Origin of the sequence: Actinomyces oricola (assembly GCF_004104015.1) — a bacterium.
Taxonomy (GTDB): Bacteria; Actinomycetota; Actinomycetes; order Actinomycetales; family Actinomycetaceae; genus Actinomyces; species Actinomyces oricola.
In genome coordinates, this window is record NZ_RYFV01000010.1 from 1 (window position 1) to 19,797 (window position 19,797).

14 protein-coding genes are annotated in these 19,797 nt (G+C 64.4%); 9 read left to right on the plus strand and 5 right to left on the minus strand.

Translation table 11 applies throughout. The features are described 5' to 3' along the window. The first annotated feature begins 450 nt into the window (after nucleotides 1–450). The 3 genes from EUC46_RS05485 to cimA all read left to right on the plus strand — a co-directional run bounded on the left by EUC46_RS05485 (nucleotide 451) and on the right by cimA (nucleotide 4,542). Nucleotides 451–1,497, plus strand: a complete 1,047-nt coding sequence (locus EUC46_RS05485; RefSeq protein ID WP_128773190.1) for a 3-isopropylmalate dehydrogenase — start codon at nucleotides 451–453, stop codon at nucleotides 1,495–1,497. Nucleotides 1,498–1,584: 87 nt separating this feature from the next. Further along, a complete protein-coding gene (locus EUC46_RS05490) occupies nucleotides 1,585–2,754 on the plus strand; it encodes a branched-chain amino acid aminotransferase (protein ID WP_128773191.1) in 1,170 nt (389 codons plus the stop codon). A 75-nt stretch (nucleotides 2,755–2,829) separates the two neighbouring features. After that, the gene (gene cimA, locus EUC46_RS05495) at nucleotides 2,830–4,542 is read left to right on the plus strand and encodes a citramalate synthase (protein ID WP_128773192.1); all 1,713 of its coding nucleotides are present in this window, start codon (nucleotides 2,830–2,832) and stop codon (nucleotides 4,540–4,542) included. 106 nt (nucleotides 4,543–4,648) lie between these two features. On the opposite strand, the gene EUC46_RS05500 is transcribed toward cimA, so the two are convergent. Further along, entirely contained in the window at nucleotides 4,649–5,524 is an 876-nt protein-coding gene (locus EUC46_RS05500) for a polysaccharide deacetylase family protein (protein WP_128773193.1), read from the minus strand. A gap of 488 nt (nucleotides 5,525–6,012) precedes the next feature. Between EUC46_RS05500 and EUC46_RS05505 the strand changes: the two genes are divergently transcribed. The 5 genes from EUC46_RS05505 (at nucleotide 6,013) to EUC46_RS05525 (ending at nucleotide 11,925) form a co-directional block, all read left to right on the plus strand. Then, a complete protein-coding gene (locus tag EUC46_RS05505) occupies nucleotides 6,013–6,366 on the plus strand; it encodes a hypothetical protein (protein WP_206645908.1) in 354 nt (117 codons plus the stop codon). A 130-nt stretch (nucleotides 6,367–6,496) separates the two neighbouring features. Beyond that, nucleotides 6,497–7,243 carry a hypothetical protein gene (locus EUC46_RS05510; RefSeq protein ID WP_128773194.1) on the plus strand — a complete coding sequence of 249 codons (747 nt, stop codon included), beginning with the start codon at nucleotides 6,497–6,499 and terminating at the stop codon, nucleotides 7,241–7,243. 2 nt (nucleotides 7,244–7,245) lie between these two features. After that, the gene (locus EUC46_RS05515) at nucleotides 7,246–8,403 is read left to right on the plus strand and encodes a helix-turn-helix domain-containing protein (RefSeq protein WP_128773195.1); all 1,158 of its coding nucleotides are present in this window, start codon (nucleotides 7,246–7,248) and stop codon (nucleotides 8,401–8,403) included. A gap of 33 nt (nucleotides 8,404–8,436) precedes the next feature. Beyond that, nucleotides 8,437–8,676: a DUF2188 domain-containing protein gene (locus tag EUC46_RS05520; RefSeq protein ID WP_128773196.1), complete on the plus strand. Its 240-nt coding sequence runs from the start codon at nucleotides 8,437–8,439 to the stop codon at nucleotides 8,674–8,676. Between the two features lie 60 nt (nucleotides 8,677–8,736). Next, a complete protein-coding gene (locus EUC46_RS05525) occupies nucleotides 8,737–11,925 on the plus strand; it encodes a DEAD/DEAH box helicase (RefSeq protein ID WP_206645909.1) in 3,189 nt (1,062 codons plus the stop codon). Here the strand turns inward: EUC46_RS05525 and EUC46_RS05530 are convergent. Together EUC46_RS05530 and mobF are read right to left on the minus strand one after the other, a co-directional pair. Then, nucleotides 11,910–12,254, minus strand: coding sequence for a sulfate permease (locus EUC46_RS05530; RefSeq protein ID WP_128773197.1), 345 nt, complete (start codon nucleotides 12,252–12,254; stop codon nucleotides 11,910–11,912). The genes EUC46_RS05525 and EUC46_RS05530 overlap by 16 nt on opposite strands. A gap of 142 nt (nucleotides 12,255–12,396) precedes the next feature. Continuing rightward, nucleotides 12,397–15,966, minus strand: a complete 3,570-nt coding sequence (gene mobF, locus EUC46_RS12990; protein WP_128773198.1) for a MobF family relaxase — start codon at nucleotides 15,964–15,966, stop codon at nucleotides 12,397–12,399. A gap of 287 nt (nucleotides 15,967–16,253) precedes the next feature. Between mobF and EUC46_RS05540 the strand changes: the two genes are divergently transcribed. Then, nucleotides 16,254–17,387, plus strand: a complete 1,134-nt coding sequence (locus EUC46_RS05540; protein WP_128773199.1) for a DNA cytosine methyltransferase — start codon at nucleotides 16,254–16,256, stop codon at nucleotides 17,385–17,387. On the opposite strand, the gene EUC46_RS05545 is transcribed toward EUC46_RS05540, so the two are convergent. Both EUC46_RS05545 and EUC46_RS05550 read right to left on the minus strand, forming a co-directional pair. Next, complete coding sequence (locus EUC46_RS05545) at nucleotides 17,343–18,407, minus strand: DUF3644 domain-containing protein (protein ID WP_128773200.1); 1,065 nt, start codon at nucleotides 18,405–18,407, stop codon at nucleotides 17,343–17,345. The genes EUC46_RS05540 and EUC46_RS05545 overlap by 45 nt on opposite strands. 5 nt (nucleotides 18,408–18,412) lie before the next feature. Beyond that, the gene (locus tag EUC46_RS05550) at nucleotides 18,413–19,657 is read right to left on the minus strand and encodes a Shedu immune nuclease family protein (protein ID WP_206645910.1); all 1,245 of its coding nucleotides are present in this window, start codon (nucleotides 19,655–19,657) and stop codon (nucleotides 18,413–18,415) included. Nucleotides 19,658–19,797: the final 140 nt, after the last annotated feature.

Genomic DNA, 19,797 nt, shown 5'->3' on the forward strand with positions numbered 1-19,797 from the left:
TCGCCAATATCAAGACTTGGAGAATCCTCCACAACGACTACCGAAGACCCCTGAACACATTCAACACAACAATCACCGCAGTACTAGCCCTCATATTCACCTACAACACCCCATGAATAACCCTCATGGTCGGCTGGCTCATCTGTTGGTTGGTCCTGCTTTTCTACAGGAGGTCCTTCATTGAGGCAACTTCAGATTCGTGACCCCGGGACCGCGGAGTTCCTTAGCTGCGTCAGGGATGCGAGTTCCTAAGAAGAGGTGTGCCGTGGAGGGCGGATGGAGGGCTACATGCGTGTGTCTCCTCCGCTGCTATCTTCGGCCGGCGTGCGAGGCGATGGACCGGCGCAATCCGCGCCCGATTTCCGTGCAGTTGGGGGAGCGCGCGGGCGCCGCTCTCCCAGCAGGCGGACGCCAGGGGAATGCCGGCGGTGGACGGCGCACAATGACGGCATGACGCAGACCGTGAAGCTCGCAGTGATCCCCGGTGACGGCATTGGCAAGGAGGTTGTGCCCGAGGGGCTCAAGGTCCTCCAGGCGGCCCTGGCCGGCACCGGCGTCACCATTGAGCCCACCACCTTTGACCTGGGTGCAGAGCGCTGGCACCGCACCGGGGACGCCCTCACCGACGAGGACTTGGAGGCCATTAAGGGCCAGGACGCCATCCTCCTGGGCGCCGTCGGCGACCCCACCGTCCCCTCCGGCGTCCTGGAACGGGGCCTACTGCTGCGCCTGCGCTTCGCCCTGGACCACTATGTGAACCTGCGTCCCTCCAAGTACTACCCGGGCGTGCCCACCCCCCTGGGGGACCCCGGAGACATCGACTTCGTGGTTGTGCGCGAGGGCACTGAGGGCCTGTACTGCGGCAATGGCGGTGCTGTGCGCGTGGGCACTCCCCACGAGATCGCCACCGAGGTCTCCATCAATACCGCCTACGGTGTTGAGCGCGTCGTTCGCTACGCCTTCGAGGTGGCCGCTTCCCGCAGCGCCAAGCATCTGACTCTGGTGCATAAGCACAATGTGCTGGTTCACGCCGGCCACCTGTGGCGCCGTACCGTCGAGGCGGTGGCCGCCGAGCACCCCGAGGTCAGGGTCGACTACTGCCACGTGGACGCCGCCACCATCTATATGGTCACCGACCCCGGCCGCTTCGACGTCATTGTCACGGACAACCTTTTCGGGGACATCCTCACCGATGAGGCCGGTGCCATTACCGGGGGCATCGGCCTGTCCGCCTCGGGCAACATTAATCCTGACGGGACCTATCCCTCTATGTTCGAGCCCGTCCACGGCTCAGCCCCGGACATTGCCGGACAGGGCATAGCAGACCCCACCGCCACGATCTCCGCTGTTGCGCTCATGCTGGACCACCTTGGCCACAAGGAGGCGGCCGAGCGGGTGAAGGCGGCCGTTGAGGCGGACATGCTCATCCGCTCCTCGGATGCGGTGCGCTCCACCAGCCAGATCGGGGATGCGATCGCCGCCGCGCTGACGTCCTAAGCGGCTCTCCCGCCAACCTCCCGCCATCCCCGGGTCAGCAGATGAGAAAGCCCCGTTCAAGGTGTGGTCCAGGGGTAGGCTGCCGCCATGCCTGACACAACCGCTGCCGCATCCATGCTCGATGGTCTTCAAACCCCTCTGGCTCGCGCCGCCGCGGTCCCCGTTCCCGCGGCCGACGAGCTCGCCGGCCGCTTCCCGCTGACACCCAACCCGGCGCCCGCCACCGACGCTGAGCGCACCCAATCCCTGACGGGCCTGCACTTCGGCACTGTTTTCACCGACCACATGGCCTACGCCCGCTGGACGCGCGGCACCGGGTGGGGAGACCACGGCGTCATCCCCTTCGCCAACCTGTCCCTGTCCCCCGGGGCGGCCGTGCTGCACTACAGCCAGGAGGTCTTCGAGGGGATTAAGGCCTACCGTCACGCCGACGGGTCGGTGTGGACCTTCCGGCCCCGCTACAACGCCGCCCGCTTTAACGCCTCAGCGCGGCGCCTGGCCCTGCCCGAGCTCCCCGAGGAGGACTTCATCGCCTCCCTGGTGGATCTCGTGCGCGCCGACGCCACTTGGGTCCCCAGCGGACAGGGGGAGTCCCTGTACCTGAGGCCCTTCGCCTTCGCCTCCGAGCCCTTCCTGGGCGTTCACGCCTCCGACGTCGTCGACTACTACGTCATCGCCTCCCCGGCTGGGGCCTACTTCCCTGATGGCCTCAAGCCCATTAGCATCTGGGTGTCCTCGGAGTATCACCGCGCCGGCCGCGGCGGTACCGGCGCGGCCAAGACCGGTGGTAACTACGCCGCCTCGCTGCTGCCTCAGATCGAGGCCGAAGCCCGAGAATGCCAGCAGGTCTGCTTCCTCGACGACGTCACGGAGCAGAATATTGAGGAGCTCGGCGGGATGAACATTATGGTCGTCGACGCCGATGGCACCGTGCGCACCCCGCGCCTGACCGGCACCATTCTGGAGGGCAGCACCCGCAGCGCCATTATTCGCATGCTGTGCGACGCCGGGCGCGCCGTGGTGGAGGAGACCATTAGCCTGAAGGGCCTGCTCGCGGACATTGCGGCGGGTAGGGTCACCGAGGTCTTCGCCTGCGGGACCGCAGCCGTCGTGGTGCCCCTGGGGCGCCTCAGGGGCGAAGGGTTCGATGTGTACCTGGAGGGCAGCGAGGTCACCCGCCAGGTCTACGATCGTCTCACCGACATCCAGTACGGCCGCCAGGAGGACCCCTACAACTGGATGTACCGCCTGGCCTGAGATCTTCCCGCCTCACGGGGATCGGGCCGGGTTTCGCCGACGCCTCGAGCAGGCCGTTCAGCAAAGGGGGAGCAGATGCACGCCGGCGTCCAGCACGTTCAGGCCTACGACACGACCTTGCGCGATGGCGCACAGCAGCAGTCGGTGTCCTTCACCGTGGCGGACAAGCTCGCCGTTGCCCGCCTCCTGGACGACCTGGGCGTGGCCTACATTGAGGCCGGTTGGCCCGGCGCCATCCCCAAGGACACGGAGTTCTTCGCCCGTGCCGCCACCGAGCTCACGCTGCGTACCGCCAAACTGGTTGCTTTCGGCGCCACCTGCCGGGCCGGGGTCAGGGCCGACGACGACGCCCAGGTTCGCGCCCTCATAGACTCCGGTGCCCCGGTGGTCACCATCGTGGCCAAGTCCGACCCGGTCCACGTCGAGCGGGCCCTGCGCACTACTCGTGAGGAGAATCTGCGCATGGTGCGGGACACCGTCCAGGTGCTCCGGGGGGCCGGGCGCGAGGTCATGGTGGATCTGGAGCACTTCTTCGACGGGCTCCGGCATGCCGCCGACTCGGCCGCAGCGCGGGCCGACGCCCAGGCGGGCGACGCCGCCACCGAGCCCCCCTACCCCCTGGCGGTGGCCGCGGAGGCCGCCAGGGCCGGCGCCGTCGCCGTCGTCGCCTGCGACACCAACGGCGGCACCCTGCCTCCCGCCGTGGCCGCCGGTGTCACCGCATTGCGACAGGCCTTAGATGCCGCCGGGCTGGAGAAGTGCACGGTCGGCATCCACACCCATGACGACTCCGGGTGCGCTGTGGCCGCCGCCCTGTCCGCCGTGGAGGCCGGGGCTCGTCAGGTGCAGGGCTGCGTCAACGGTTTTGGCGAGCGCACCGGCAACGCCAACCTGCTGACCATGATCGCAAACTTGGAGATCAAGACCGACTGGACGGTCCTGCCCGGAGATGCCGGGGAGCGCGCCGAGCGCCTCACCGAACTCAGCGCCGTTTCACGCGCCATTGGGGCAATCGCCAATCGGGCGCCGTCGGGCCGCCAGCCTTACGTGGGCACCAAGGCCTTCGCCCACAAGGCCGGCCTGCACGCCTCCGCCATCCGCGTCGACCCCGACCTTTACCAGCACATTGATCCGGCGCGCGTGGGCAACACCATGACCATGCTGGTCTCCGAGATGGCGGGGCGGGCCTCCATTGAACTCAAGGCCCGGGAGTTGGGCATTGACACGGGCGGTGACGGCGAGCTCCTGGGGCAGGTCACCGAGGCCGTTAAGGCCCGCGAGGCCCGCGGCTACGCCTACGACGCGGCTGACGGCTCCTTCGAGCTCCTTCTGCGCCAGGCGCGCGGGGACCTGCCCGAGTACTTCCGTGTGGAGTCCTGGCGCGCCTCCATCCAGGCCCGCCCCGTCCCCGGTGAACAGCTTCTGCCCGTGGACGGGGAGATCCCCACAGAGGCCGAAGCCACCGTGCGCCTGTGGGCGGGGGGAAAGCGCTACGCGACCCTCGGCGAGGGCAACGGTCCGGTCAACGCCCTCGACCACGCCCTGTGCGGCGCCCTGGCGCAGGTCTACCCTGAGATCAGTTCTTTCGAACTGACCGACTACAAGGTGCGCATCTTGGACTCCGAGCGGGGAACGCGGGCCATTGTCCGCGTCCTCATTGACATCACCGACGGCGAGCGCACCTGGTCCACGGTGGGCGTGGGCACCGACATTATTGAGGCCTCCTGGGAGGCTCTCACTGACGGACACACCGTGGGGCTCATCCGACAGGGCGTCCACCCCCGCTGAGAGTCCACACCGCTCTTCTTGTGCGCCACAGTCCTTTCTCTTCGCTTCTCTTCGCGTGGGCGACGGCCTTTGCCGCCCCAGCGGGTGAAACCCGCTCGCGGGCGCGTTAAATGTGGCGGTCGTGGCCGGGGCCGAAGTAGACGTCGTCAAGCGTGACTGTCAGCAGCTGGCGCTCACGCAGAATGTCGATGATCTGCCCGTACAGCTGGGTGACCGTCGGGAAGTTCGCGTGACCAATGACAATGTGCTGCGCCAGAAGCCACTTCTGGGCCTCGCCCAAAAGCACGTCCTCCGTCAGCAGCCCCGAATCCCCGAAGGAGCCGTACCACATGGTGGAGGTCGTGTAGCCGAGCCGGGAGCACACCGAGTCCGTCCACTCGCTGCGGTAACCGTAAGGGGGCCTCACGAAGGGGACCCCGGTGACCCCGTAGACATTATTGAGAAGTTGCTCGCACTGGGTGAGCTCGGAGACGATGTCGGACTCGGAGATCTCAGTCAGGCCCGGGTGTGTCCAGGTGTGGTTGCCCAGCTGGACCTGCCCGGACTCCACCAGAGGCATCATCTTGTCCTTGAGGTCCGTCCAGCCGGGGTACTGCCCGGTGACGAAGAACGTGAGGCGCACCCCTGAGTCATTGGCGAAGTCCAAGTAGGCCTCAATCACAGAGGCGTCCGCGCCGTCGTCAATGGTGAGCGCCACCGTATTGCCGACGTTCTCTGGCAGGGCGGTGATCACCGTGTCAGGGGGCGTGGGATCCGGTAAGGACGGTGGTCCGTCCTGAAGCCAGAGCGGGCCGTGAGAGGGGCTCGGTGTGGGGGAGGGAGTCGGCGAGGGCGTGGAAGGGGGAACTGCCGACGAAGCCGCAGTAGGGCCCGCTGAGGGGGTAACGGTTGCGGAGCCGGAGGAGCTGCGGAGAAGAGAGCAGCCGCCGGTCGCCGCAGCGGCGCCCAGAGCAAGCATGAGCAAGAAGTCGCGACGATACATGCGCGTGTCCCTGTCTGTGCGTAGGGAAGGAAGATGCTGTGAGCATGGCACAGAGCGAGCGGAACTGTTCTCCTTCTTCAGGAGGATCACGGAACTGATCTCCTTCTTCGGGAGGATCACAACCCGATGTCCCTCCATGGGCCTGATCGTCAGGGAGGCGCCGGGGCCCACGCGCCCGTGCCGAGGACCCAGAGGACCTCTCCAGTTGACGGGGACCAAGGCTCGACCTCCAGATTGACGTCCTCGCGCGGGCCGACCAAGCCCGCGCACAAGCTACTGGGGCGGACGACAAGGGCCAGGTTGGAGCCTCCTCCAAGGGTGAGCCCTCGATCAGAAGTTCAAACCCGACCCATCTGGGGTGCCTAAGTAGCACGTTCGGCAACTCCGCCCCGAAGACAAAAACCCTGGTCAACCGCCTGTTGCGAGGTGTCTACAAGGTATCCGCACGACCCCAGAGTAGCGCTCCGAGGGACGATCGGGGGCCCGTTGTGAGGACTATCGAGACGGCTCAAACTTTTCTCACTGCCTCCGAGGTGGACCAGCTTGTCGGTGACTACCTGGCCGGGATGAGTGTCAAGTCCCTGGCCGAACGGTATGGCATCCACCGCGCCACGGTGTTCTCCCACCTCCGTCGTCGCAACGTGCCGAGCCGCCGTCCAGGGCTGTGCCTCGACGAGAAGGCCGAAGCCGTGCGCCTCGCCCGAGCGGGTGTCTCGATGAGAGCGATCAGTCGTCGTATGGGCGTTGACCGCAAGGGCGTTCGCCTGGCTCTCGTCGAGGCTGGGGTCATCGTGGACGGCGCCAACGGTGCGCGCCTGCCCGACTCGTCGGACCCGATCTGACAGACTTGTGGCGTTGAACCGAGCGAAGAATGACCGTGGCGGCACTCAGACATGGAGCAACCCTGACGAAATCACGCGTGAGACTAAAGTCATGTGCTAGAGTCCTTCGTGACGACGAAGGAGGGCCCCAGTGGCTCAGCAACACGACAGCGAAGACTGGCGCAGCGAGTTCCAGCCAACAGAGCTTGCGGCACTCCGCGAACGAATCCCGACCGCGATCCAGCGCAGCCAGGATCGCTCGGCCCGCGCTCAGGCAGCGTATGACGATCCTGATGGGGATCAGGATGTGTATGGCGCGGGAATGGCCCGTGGCGTGCAGAAGGAGCTCCGCGCACTTTTGTCCGACCTGCCCTCCTATCGAGAGGCCAAGGTCCCGACTACCCGGCGGATGCTGACCTTCGTCGGCAACACGCTCATCTTCGCGCAACGTGTCGGCAAGCAGATGCCGCGCAATTTTCGCCGAGTTCGACTCAGTTACTTGCCCGACTCGCGCCGTGAACTCCTCGCGAAGACGAGCAATGTCAAGTACTCGGACCCCGGGCTCTTTGACATCAGTGACGTTCTCGAAGGGGATCAGCCTGCATCGCTTGAGGATGCGCTCAGCCACGTCGAGCTGGCTGTGCCTCGCACGACCCTCTTCGTTCCGTACTACAGCAGTACGCCGCAGGGTGTGGGAACCATCTACTTCGCACCCGCGCGACTGAACGGTCGGTACCTGGAGTTTGCAGACCCCGAGCGACTCACCTACGAGCGCACTCCTTCTTTCGTCGATGCTCCGCGCACCATGTTGAAGCCTGTGGCTGGGTTCAACAGCGGCGACCGCCCGCGTACCTCGGTGAAGCTGCGCCAGCGGACGTCCGAGCAGGAAGGCAGCTGATCATGCCGATGGCACACGAAGGCAACGTTGACCTTGCCGGAGTCGCCAGGATGTTTGACCCAGCGCGGCTAGCCCAGGCTCGCCGGATCAGCAAGATGTCCAAGGCTGACCTTCATCGCAAGGTCGGCGTGTCTGCTGCCGCTATCGGTCAATATGAGCGCGGAGAAGTGCGTCCCCGTGCAGAGACGGTCGCTGCCTTGGCCACAGCGCTTGGCGTCCCCCCGGGCTTCTTCGCACTTGGGCGTCCACGCGTTCAAGTGGACATCGCCGAAGCATCGTTCCGACGCCTCCGTTCAACCACCGTTACGCAACAGCAGCAAGCGACTGCGTATGTCGAACAAGCCTGGGAACTCAGCTGCTACCTCGAAGAAAGCGTGGAGTTCCCGGAACTGGACCTTCCTGCCTGGGCGCACGCCGACTCACTAGATGTGCCGGACCCCGCGACCGCAGCGCGAGCCATGCGCCAACACTGGCTGCTCGGAACTGGACCGATAGAACACCTCGTGTACCAACTCGAACAGCACGGCATCTTGACGGTCTTTTTCTCCATGAAGGAGGATGCTGCTCTCGATGAGAAGAGCCGTATCGACGCCTTCTCGACCATCGCACTGCCGCGTCCCATGATCGTGCTGACCCCGGACAAGGCCAATGATGTGATGCGGCATCGGTTCTCCGCGGCGCATGAGTTGGGGCACGTCGTCCTCCACCACGGTCGGCAGGGAACAGACAGCCAACTGGAGCGGCAAGCGGACATGTTCGCTGCGGAGTTCCTCACGCCACGAGAGGTGATCCGTGATCAGTTGCCTCGGCGGATCAACTTCAACCGGTACGAGGAACTTAGCCAGCTGTGGGGAGTCTCCATCAACTCACTGATCTTCCGGTCGCGAGAACTTGACCTCATCTCAGAATCCACAGCCCGACGCGCGTACATCACGCTGAATGGGATCGCACGGAGACCCATGCCAGTTCACGACTATCCCGGCGAGCGGCCCGAACTCCTCAAGTCCGCGCTTGAACTGCTCGACGATGCAGGGGTTCCACTGACTCAGGTCGCAGAGGACCTCCAGATGACACCACGTCATATACGACGGCTAGCTGACATCGATGATCCCCAGCCCAAGCTGACGCTGGTGAAAGACCACCCAGACAACTGGAAGTAGTTGGGACGCAATCCCATCGAGAAAGGAAAAATCATGACAGAGCCCAACAAGCGAGTAGTACAGCGCCGAAGCGATGGCGACTGGGAGGTACGGAAGCCAGGAGCCGATCGCGCCAGCGCCGTCACCTCGACACAGGTCGAAGGAATCCAGCGCGCCCGCACCATCCTCGGCAACGACGGGGGCGGCGAGTTGCAGGTCCGTTCACTCAAGGGGACGATCCGCGCACAAGACACGGTTGCGCCGGGGAACGACCCAAGGTCATCCAAGGGGTGACCTCGGCGCGCATGTTGGTAATGGAGTTCCTTGCATAGGCGAAGGCGAAAGAGGCTCGACGTGGGATACCGGACCGAGGATGTTTGGGCGACGCCGCACGTCGCGGGCAAGAACGTAGTCCGTCAGCTGCTGGTCCCGGCGTACGACAACGTCGAAGTACTTGAGACTGAATCGGGCCTCGAAGTGGTGAACACCCCATTCGGGCACTGGTCCGTAACCCGCGCCGATGAACTCCCAACCGAGGGGCCGCCTGCAGCGAGGCTTCCGGCCCGCCGATCAAAGAACTCCCAGATCAGATGGGCAGGTGGTCGAGAGGCGGTTCAAGCGAGCGACGTTATCCGATCCTTCGACGGTGCCATCGGATTCACCGCGCATGACCAGCCTCACAGCCTGCGGCGCCCGCAGATCGCGGCACTTCACTCCATTGTTGGCTATCAGTCCTCCGGCCTGTCCGAGCCTGGGATCGTCGTCATGCCAACCGGCACCGGCAAGACGGAGACCATGCTGGCATGGCTGGTCGCGCAGCAGCCCGAACGCGTTCTCGTGGTCGTCCCCTCAACCGCGCTTCGCGATCAGATCGCAACCAAGTTTGAGACCTTGGGAATCCTTCAACTCGAAGGCATTGTCGACCGCTCTGCACTACGCCCCAGGATCGGACGGCTAGAAGGACGGTTCGTCGATGAAGCCGAAGCGAGATCCTTTGTCGAAGTGGCGAACGTTGTCGTGGCGACCCCCAACGCGATCCACGCCAACGATCCGGAAGTGCGCGAAGTCTTCTTCCAAGGCTTCACGCACCTACTCGTTGACGAAGCGCACCACGCTCCTGCTCGAACATGGACAGAGATCATCCGTGAATTTGCGAACAGGCCAACGCTTCTGTTCACCGCAACGCCATTCCGTCGCGACGGACTGACCCTGCCCGGCCGCGTCATCTTCCGCTTCCCACTGCGCGAAGCTCAGAAGGAGGGGTACTTCAGCACCATCGACTTCAGTGCGGTGCTCGATCTGGATGACGACGACGAGGCATTGGCGATGGCCGCTGTCTCGCGGCTTCGAGAAGACTTGGCCGCCGGTCACGAGCACCTGCTCCTGGCACGGGTGGGATCGAAGGCGCGGGCGGATGAAGTCCACGCGCTCTACTCGCGCATTGCCCCCGAACTGACGCCGAAGGTCATCTACGACTCGATGTCGGCCCGCCGCAGAGCAGAGACGCTGAAGGCGATGCGAGACCGGACCAGCCGCGTGATCGTCTGCGTTGACATGCTCGGCGAAGGGTTCGATCTACCAACTCTGAAAGTAGGGGCATTCCACGACGCGCACCGATCGCTGAGCCCAATGGTGCAACTCATCGGCCGTCTTGCCAGAACAGCCTCTCCACTACCGATTGGCAGAGCGAGCGTCTTCGTACGCCAAGACCCACGCCAAGCACTCTCACCGATGCGGTTCCTTCTTCGAGAAGACCCGGACTGGGACAAGGTGCTCAGCGATATCACCGAACGCGCTACAGAGCGTGCGAACGAGGTCAGCGAGTTCGAGGCGTCATTCGTCGACAACCCTCCGGATGTACCCGTTGGACTCCTGGAACCCAAGATGAGCGCCAAGGCCTTCGCGACATCCACGATCGACTGGAACCCGCTCGCGGCACGCGACATCTACGGGGATGCTGTGCTGGACGACCTCATCAGTCTCAACGCAGAGAACACCATCGCCTGGTTCGTGATCGAGACCATTGCGGACCTGCGATGGGGAGACATCCCGTCACTTCGTGCCACTGACTACACACTCCTTGCGATGTACCTCGATCGTGGTCAAGGCATCCTCTACATCCACTGCTCTGACACGAAGCACAGTCTGGACGACCTCGTCGAGGCAGTACTCGGTCACGAGCCGAGACCAGTCAACGGATACGACACCTTCAAAGTCTTCTCGAAGCTGGACAGGCTCATTCCCACCAACATCGGCCTTCTCGACGCCCGAGATCGCGACAAGCGATTCTCCATGCACGTCGGCAGCGACGTAGAAACAGCACTCACGGAGGCTGAGCGCACGCACAAGTCCAACACTCATGTCGCAGCGAAAGCCTTCGAGGAAGGCGAGCGTGTCACCATCGCGGCGTCGCTCTCGGGAAGGTTCTGGTCCATGCGGACAGCGCCAAACCTCGCAGAGTGGCGCACCTGGTGCCGTCAGCAAGGTGCGAAGCTGAGCGACGGCAACATCGACGTTCACTCGCTCTTCCGATCCATGATCATCCCGATCGATGTAAGAGAACGACCAGTATTTCCAATCCTCGCGATGGAGTGGCCCTGGGACCTGTACCTGGGGAACGGCACATCGTCCAGACTCAGCTACCAGGACTCAAGCGTCCTTCTGACCGATGCAGAGTTCAGGATCGACGACTATGGCACCAGCGGTCCACTCTGCTTCTCGATCATGACTCCCACCTGGGAACTCGCGTATGAGGGACACTTTGGCTCGCAGGGCTTGCACTACCGTCCGAAGGGCGACGACGCCGAAGTTGTCGGCTGGCGAGACGTGAGAACGCCCTTCTCGACCTGGCTCAACAACCATAAGCCGACCATCTTCCTATCGGGAGATCGAATGGTGACCGGAGACGATCGGCTCCTGGCACCACGGACGGAGTTGGCTCCGTACCCGCGCGAGCAACTCCGAGCGCTCGACTGGACGGGCGAAGGCGTTGACATCACAGTGGAGTCGCAAGGGACAGAACGCAAGACGAACTCCATTCAGGCATATATGGCCCGGTACCTATCGCAAGACCAGACGTTCGACATCCTCATCGATGATGACCGCGCTGGCGAAGCCGCCGACCTCGTAGGTATCCGCGTGGACAAGGGCGATCTTCACGTCACGCTGGTGCACTGCAAGTACTCATCCAAGCCCACCGCCGGCTCACGCCTCAGCGACCTGTACGAAGTATGTGGCCAAGCAATGCGAGGAGCGCGATGGCGCGACAACGGGGCTCTTCCGCTACTGGAGCACCTTGATCGCCGAGCGAAGGCCTACACGAGGAGGACTGGCCTCAGCCCCTTCGAGATCGGCGACCGAGAAACCCTATTCCGAATCCGGCAGCAAGCTCCCCAATTGTTCCCGCGCATCTCGACCGTCATTGCCCAACCAGGCCTCAGCATCAAGGCCTCTTCGGACGAACAGCTCAGGTTGATCGCAGGTGCGGCATCCTATGTGCAGAGCGTCACCAAAGGCACCTTCGATGTCTACGCTTCCGCGTAGCTGGCGAGGCGTGGCTTCCGTCTCGATTGACGCTCTCGTGCACGAGCCTTGACGAGCAGCACGACACTCACGGGACCGAAGAGCACCATCTTGAAGGAGCTCCACAGGCAGACCAGGACCACGAGGTGAAGCCACCCGGGACCGCCGTCGCCGATGATGGTGGTGCACCAGTGGGCGACAGCCACGTAGGGAACAGCCAGGAGCATCGCGGGGAGGCCCCACTTGAGTCCCTGCCTTGTGCGGAGCAGATCAAGGACGATGTTGCTCGGCATGTAGCGTCGGAGGAAGTATCGGACCTCGACGCTCGCAGTCCACAGTAAGCGGATCATGATGGGCTCCTCTCGACACGCGCCTGTCTCGTCGAGACGGTGCGTGGAGAGCGACCCGAAGGTCTGCCGCGAACGGCCCAAAGGTAAGGAGAAATCCGCCTCACCTTCAAGGCTACGCCTGCGGGCCGACATTGGGAAGGCGTCAGATGGTTCGCCCTGGCTGCGACTGTGTGCGCGTCGGTCCGTGGGTGCTGAACCCCTCCGACCAATCCACCTCGGTGGTTGAGGACAACGCGTGATCCAGGCATACCTTGGCTCGCGCGGCATCGATCTTCTGCGCCTCGGACACGGGCGGTGCTCCGAGAGGGGTGTCGTCGGTTATGCGGTAGCGGTCTCGGTAGGCGGCGACCACTCGCGCGGCCCTCCGCCATTCTGCTGCTCGCCGCGCACCGTTGGGTCGCGTGCCGAGCGCTTTCGTCCAGGAGGCGTTGTCAGTGAGAGCGGTGTCCAGGACGGCGTCGGCGCGGGCTTCGATGAGTGCTTCTCGCTGATCGAGCGCGGCTCGCATCTCGCTATCGCGCACTTCTCTCGCGTGCGGGATGAGTCCCGCGATGAGTCGCGGTGCTTTGCGGGCTCGGCCCGATCCCGCGGGCCGCGCAGTGGCTCGGGAGACTCGGTAGTGGAGGACAGCGGCGATGTCGTCGGCGTCATTGAAGCCGCGTGCCGCGATGAGGCGTGGGAGCAGGGCCGCAATGTTGTGGTGGTTGGCTTCGGCGCGGCGGAGCTCTGCGGTAAGTGCTCCGAAGGCTTCGGACTCGACGGTGGCCTGTGCTTGCTCACCGGTGAGGCCGGATGTGCGAATGAGGGATGCCCAACGGTCGTGCTGCGCCGCGGCCGCGATGGTCTCGTACTCGGCGGCGAGCTGCGCGATCGAACCCCACTGTTCCTGTTCGGCGGTGATCGTCTCGTGCGCCGAGAGTTCCGCGCCGACGTGCTGGAGCACTCCGGTCAGGACGCTGCGGCTGGACGCGTTCGGGTCGTCGCCGGGGTGTGGCTGTTGGTGATCGTCGGCGAGGTCGCGGACCACGTAGGCGTGGTTCGCGGCTCGGCCTCGGGTCATGGAGACGTAGAAGTTCTCCCTCGTCGCGGTCGGTTCGACCAGGACGTGCGCGGTGTCGGTGGTGACGCCTTGGGCTCGGTGCGCGGTGACGGCGTATCCGAGATCGACATGCGCGGCGACGTAAGCGGCGGGCAGCACGATCGCACCGCCGTAGGCGCGGCCTGGTCTGCGGATGGTGAGGCTTCCGTCGTCCCGTACGTCGGTGATGGTCCAGATGTCGCCGTTGCGCACCCAGTCGTTGCCGTTGCTGGCAGTGATCTTCCGGTCGTTGTGCCGGGTGACGACGGTGTCCCCGATACCCGCATGGGTTCCGTCGCGCAGCTCTGCTTCCCGATCCTGGGTGAGGGTCCCGTCGATAAGGAGGTCAGCGCGGGCGCGCTCATTGAGCGCGGTCACTTGTTCGCGGGTCTCTGCGATCAGGACGGTGATGTGTCCGGCGTCTCGGTCGGCCCGCCAGGCGGTGTAGGCGGCGTCGGTCATGGTCTCGGTGTCGCCGTCTTGAATGCGGCCGTGGGCGAGGTAGGTGTCGATCACGGAGGTGTGGCCGTGGCGCAGGTCGAGTGAGGCGAGCTTCTCCCACGGATTGTGGAAGCGGTGGATGTCGATGAGTTCGACGGTGTCGGTGCGGTCGTGGGCGAGCATCGAGAACGCGCCCCCGGCATCGACCGATTGAAGCTGTGCGTAGTCACCGACCAGCAGCACCTTCGCACCCGCCTGTTGAGCGAGGCCGGTGATCCGGTCCAGGGAGAGGGTGCCGGCGAGGGAGGCTTCGTCGACGATGACCAACTGGCCGGCCGTGAAGTTGTGTCCTTTGGTGAGGTGGTTCTGCCACCACATCGCGGTGTTCTCGGTGGCGATCCCGAGGTCGTCGGCGAGGACCTGTGCGGCCACCGCGGACGGGGCGAGCCCGACCACGGAGCCTGTGCCGTGTTCGGCTTCCCATGATCGGCGGAGCGCGTTCAGGGCGGTGGTCTTGCCCGCCCCGGCGGGACCGACGAGCACGTCGAGCGCTCGCCCCGAGACCGCGATCCGTGTCAACGCTTCGGTCTGATCTTCACCCAGCACCAGGCCGTCGGCGTCGGGCTTGCGGATGATCTTCTCGATGGTGGCGAGGGTGACGGTTGGGCCGGTGAGGTCGCGGGAGCGTTCGAGAAGCCGGTCTTCGGCAGCGAGTTGGACCTCGGAGGTGAAGATCGCGGAGTTGCCCGGACGGAACACCGACGTGCCGTCGTCGCGGCGGAACACCAGGGGCGAGAGGGAGAGCTCGGGCGGGGTGAGTCGGAGGGATGCGAGCTGGGCGGCATCGGTGACCATCGCGAGGATTGCTTCGCGGTCGTTCATGGTGGCGAAGCGCCACCCCATCGTCTGCCGGGCTGCTTCGGCCATGAGGTTCCACCGGCGCCAGGTCGAACGCTTCTCACCGACGGTCTCGACGACGGAGCGGCCGACGTCGCGGATCACGTCGAGCGGGATGTCATCGGCCCGCAGCAGCAACGGCCGATCATTATCGGTCGCGTCCATCGCCCAACGGGTCGCGTTGCGGCCGAGGATTGCGGTGGCTCGAGTTCGCCATTCCTCGGTCAGATCGCCCAAGGATCGGACCTGCTTGTCGGGCCGGGTTGAGAGCGTCGCCTGCGCGCGGAGCTTCATCAACGCTGCTGGTGTCGGGCGACGGCCGTGTGCGGCGACGTACTCGTCGATGAGGCGGTCGGTCTCGATGTCGATGTGGCGGGCGCGGCTGGAGAACTCCGTCACCAGTGCCTCGGGGACGGCGGTGATGGCCCAGGCGGGGTTGCGGTCGCGGCCCATGTCGCGGGCTTCCCATTCGACGCCGAAGATGCGGGTCATGTGGTCGGCGAACACTGCCTCGTGTAACTCCGAAAGTGCGACGACGGCGGCGTGCATCGGCCTACCGTCCAGTGAGCGCCACTTCCCGTCGAGCTTCGTCTTGGCCTTGTTGCTGATGACGACATGGGTGTGAAGGTGGGGGTCGCCTGCGCGGGAGTCGAAGTGATCGAACGCCGTCGCGATCAGCCCCTCGACATCGACCTGCGCAACGGCCCCGTCGCCTGCGGCTGCGCCGGTACGGGTGGCCGCAACCCCTCGTTCCATGAACGCAACCACCTCCGCAACCGCCCGGTGATGCGCGGCCCCGATCATCGCCTGCACCCCGGCGTCGGCAACCGCCCACAACACGGACGCGGACTTCGGAATCGAGAACGTGAAGTCGAACCCCGCCACCGCCCGACGCCCAGCCCGCGCGTTCTCCTCGGCCACGATCAGAGCGACCGCCTCACCCTTCGCGCCCGGCGTCAGGGCGGCGTCGAGCGCCGCGATTCGGGCCTCAATGCGTTTCGGCGGATCTTTGTAGGCGGGAAACGCACGGCCCAGCGGTGCGTTGGTGATCGGGTCGTGCCCCATGCCCAGGAGGAGCTGGAGCTGGGCCTCAGAGACCTGATCGCCGACGACCAGTTCACCCTTGCCAAGTGACGCGACTCCCTTGCCGAGCCAACGGCCCGGCGGGGTGCCTTCCTCGATGAAGTAGCGGGTCAGCGGCGTCGAGAGAGGCCGGTCTCCGTCGGCGGCCGCGACCGTCTTCAACAAGTACTTGTAGCCATCGCCCGCGCTCATCACGCGCATCGAAACCGTCATCACTGCCTCCCGTCCTGACGAGCAGGTGAGCACCGACGACCGGTGACATCTGCGGCGATAGAGCTCGGTCTACCTCGATCTGCAAGAGGCGTGTCCTCTCAGTGGGTGGGTCGGCGAGACGAGCGAGCTGGGTGGTCGGCAGCGGTGAGGCGGACCAGTCGAGTTGCAGCGAAGTGCAGGGCGATGACAGCGGCGGAGCGTGGCGTGGTCGTGCACCTGACAGGTGACCAGCCCGGCATCAGAACGAGGAGAACTGGGGCCGGGGTCGCCCGTCACTCGGAGTCCTCATGCACGATCAGGAAGACCAGCTGCCCAGACTCAAGATCGGGTCGCTGTTCAGCGGTTACGGCGGCCTAGACCTCGCCGTCGAACACGTCTTCAACGCCGAAACCGTGTGGTTCTCCGAACTCAACGAACCCGTCGCCACCGTCTTCTCGCGCCACTGGCCGGGCGTCCCGAACCTCGGCGACATCACCACCATCAACTGGCACGAGGTCGAGCCCGTGGACATCCTCATCGGAGGCTTCCCCTGCCAAGACGTATCGACCGTCGGCAAGCGTGCTGGCCTCGCACCCGGCACCCGATCCGGCCTCTGGGCGCACATGGCCGAAGCCATCGACGCACTCCAACCCGAATGGGTCGTCATCGAGAACGTCCGCGGGCTGCTGTCCTCCCCAGCGACGCGGCCACCAGTAGAAGGAGACCGACATGTCCCACGCAACCCCGGCGACGCAACCCCCGACGGTGCAGCCCTTCGCAAGCTGGAACCCGACCCGTGGCATCTGGGAGACAACGCAGCTCGACCTCTACGGGCTCTCGGCTCCGTTCTCGGCGATCTGGCCGACCTGCGGCTGGATGCACGATGGATCGGTCTACCGGCTTCCCTTGTCGGCGCTCCTCACCACCGCCTCCGCATCTTTATCCTCGCCCACCGCACGCTTCCGCACACCACTCGCGACCGACTCATCACGAGGCGGCGAGACACTCGATCAGGTGCGAGCAAGACGCGGGACGATCGCGCTGTCGCACCAGATCATCGACTTCGCTCTCCACGGACCAGCTGGCTCGCCGAACAAGAGACGCGAGTCGGAGACGCTGTGGTCGCTGATCGACGGACTGTTCAACGCTGGGGACGCTACGCCGACGCCATCACCCGCTGGGAACACATCACGGGACGACTAGCACCCGCCCCCGCACTCCTGAACGACGCCGACGGACCCCGCCCAGCACCCGCGTTCGTCGAATGGCTCATGGGCCTGCCGACCGGATGGGTCACCGACACTGGCGAGCTGACGCCCAACCAGCAGATCACCGCACTCGGAAACGGCGTTCTCCCTATCCAAGCGGTGCGCGCGCTCGGACCCTTGCTCGTGCCTTCACGAGTCGGTTTTGCTCTTCGGAGCGGGCGCGTGCCCGAGTAGCGCCTGGTACTTTTCTGCCGTGTCAACGGCCTCGGCCATTCGCTCCACAAGCTTGGGCCGGTAGACGAACTGCTTGAAGGCTGGCGAGTAGAGGCAGTATCCGTCGGACTTGGGCAACTGCTCCTTGTCGCCGCTCTTGGCTGGCCCGATCTGCCACTCCTTGCGGATACGCGTGAAGTCGTTGACGCTGAACTTGAAGGCGATGCGCGCCTCGACTGCGGCGGCAGCCGCCTTGGGGAGCATCTCATCACCATGGATCGCCTCACGGTACTTCTCCGCGACGATGACGCTGCCTTCCTGGCCGAGAAGAGCCTGAAGCTCCTCTTCGCTGAGTTCGTCCTGCCGTACGAAGTTCAGCGCGAGGTCTGCTTCCGTCTTGGGACCCTTCATGGGAAGCAACAAGAGCCGGTAGGCGTAGCGCTCATCGCTTCGCACGGTATCCGGTAGGCGGCCCTGGAACTCAGTGATGAACGTGGAGACGGAAGTTGGCAGACCTCGGCGGAGATTGCGTTGTTCCTCGTATCTTGTCGGACTCAGCGACTGCACGAAGACCGGAAACTTCAGCTCCGAACCCAATGTCTCGTTTGTGCCGAACCTCCGGACCAGTTCTGCTTCGAAGTTGATGATGCAGGCATGGGCCTCTGCGGCTGTTGCTACCAGGACTGAGTCTTGGAAGCGGTGCTCCACGTGGTTCCGAAGCCCGACGAAGAACTCGATGTTCGCTCTGACCGGGTCGTTGTCCTTGAACTCGTGCTTCAGGCACTGGCTCAGGTCCCAGGTCTTCTTGGAGCCGTCCGGGTTCCTCCTGAAGAGGCGTCGGCCGCCCGACTCGCGGTAGAAGATTTCCGCCTTGCGGCGCATTCGGTCGGCGTGAAGCAGGTTCTGCCAGGCGAGGTGGATGTGGACGATGAAGTCGCTGAAGCTCCGCCGATCGCCGGGACGGTTGTAGAAGTCGATCGCGACGAGGGCCTGTCGCCGAGCCTCGTCGAGCGTGTGCCTCCACGCGGGTGGACGTGCCATCTCGATCAGACCGCCTCGGCCTCGGGGGCCGGTGTGAGGAAGTCACGGAGGAGTCTCAGTCGCTCAAGAATCTCGTCGTAGGTCACGATGGTCACGCTGCGGGAGTTCGCGCGATACAGCTCGAACGACTTTTGTCTTGACGGATCGCTGGCAGAGGGTGTGCGTCCGGCGACCACGAAGCAGGAGATTGCGTAGGACTCCAAGTCCCACTGACGCGAGCTCTCCTTCAGCCCGGTGAGGTTCTTCGTCAGGTTGTACGCCTGATCGAGCACCTGGGAGACCGCACCGTTGAGTTCCTTTGACGGACCGAACACACCCTGACGGTACTCACGGGGCTCCAGCAGCTGCGTGGTTGGCTTCTTGATCTCCACCAGAGCGACGTTGTTCGTGAGCGAGTTCTTGAACAAGTAGTCCGCGATCTTGTCGCCGCTTCCCGACAAGCCGCGACCGCCTACCGTCGCTCCGGAGCGCACACTGACCATCGGGGCTCCGAAGACCTGTTGCAGCGCGAAGGCGTTGTCGTCGAAAAAAGCCTGCCAGTACGGCTCGGCCTTGCCCTGTTCCAAGGCCTCTGCGTACGTCTCGATGAGGCGGTCAAGGCTGACGAGCTCGATGTCTCGCTTGAGTTGCTGAAACTTCTGTGGTGATCCCGCCGCTATTGCTGCCGACTCGGACGAAACCGCTTCGACCAAAGCATCACGTTCAACGCTACTGAGTTCCTCGATTCCGTTGGCGGCCTTCGCGATCACGCGCGAGTCCGGGTGTCGCCCAAGCGAGAAGTCTGCGTTGGCGAGACCAAGTGTCGCAGCGAGGTTGTTGTGTACGAAGACGTCCTTGACTCGACCCGCCGCACGATTTCCTCGGTCGTTGATTCGACCGATCTCGGCCCAGATCGCAGCGAAGCGCGATAGGCCGAGGTGGAACTCTGTCCCGTCGATGGCGGCACTGTTGCCGTCGGTGAAGATGATCTCTGTGCAAGGAGTGTTGGCTTCGATCAACCGAATCAGCCGGTTGCAATCCTTGAGCAACCCGAGGCCGTAGGCGAAGTCCTTGACGAATCCGGGCGGTAGCGTCTCAAAGATTGACTCCAAGTCGGAGCCCTCGTAGTACTCATCCAGCAACGGCGTTTCCAAGGAGAGCGTCTGTACCTGCTCGTACTTCGGACCGAGGTAGTCGTTGTGGTTTGAGAGTGTGTTGATGGGGTGAATCTTCAGGATTCGCGCCCCAGCGTCGAACTCAACGAGCTTCACACCATCAGCCAGACGCCGGTACGCCGAGGACTCTTCATGCGGTAGCTCGGTCGGAACGAAGTAGGCCTCAACCCGGCCATCCCCATTCGCGGTGCGAACGTCGAGGCGACCGATGTTCGCCTGATCATTTCCGAATCGAG

Bases quoted from the DNA above. Each gene is read 5' to 3' on its own strand.
- cimA (WP_128773192.1), top strand. From the start codon at position 2,830: ATGCACGCCGGCGTCCAGCACGTTCAGGCCTACGACACGACCTTGCGC.
- EUC46_RS05545 (WP_128773200.1), bottom strand. From the start codon at position 18,407: ATGGCACGTCCACCCGCGTGGAGGCACACGCTCGACGAGGCTCGGCGA.
- EUC46_RS05500 (WP_128773193.1), bottom strand. From the start codon at position 5,524: ATGTATCGTCGCGACTTCTTGCTCATGCTTGCTCTGGGCGCCGCTGCG.
- EUC46_RS05485 (WP_128773190.1), top strand. From the start codon at position 451: ATGACGCAGACCGTGAAGCTCGCAGTGATCCCCGGTGACGGCATTGGC.
- EUC46_RS05520 (WP_128773196.1), top strand. From the start codon at position 8,437: ATGACAGAGCCCAACAAGCGAGTAGTACAGCGCCGAAGCGATGGCGAC.
- EUC46_RS05540 (WP_128773199.1), top strand. From the start codon at position 16,254: ATGCACGATCAGGAAGACCAGCTGCCCAGACTCAAGATCGGGTCGCTG.
- EUC46_RS05490 (WP_128773191.1), top strand. From the start codon at position 1,585: ATGCCTGACACAACCGCTGCCGCATCCATGCTCGATGGTCTTCAAACC.
- mobF (WP_128773198.1), bottom strand. From the start codon at position 15,966: ATGACGGTTTCGATGCGCGTGATGAGCGCGGGCGATGGCTACAAGTAC.
- EUC46_RS05515 (WP_128773195.1), top strand. From the start codon at position 7,246: ATGCCGATGGCACACGAAGGCAACGTTGACCTTGCCGGAGTCGCCAGG.
- EUC46_RS05530 (WP_128773197.1), bottom strand. From the start codon at position 12,254: ATGATCCGCTTACTGTGGACTGCGAGCGTCGAGGTCCGATACTTCCTC.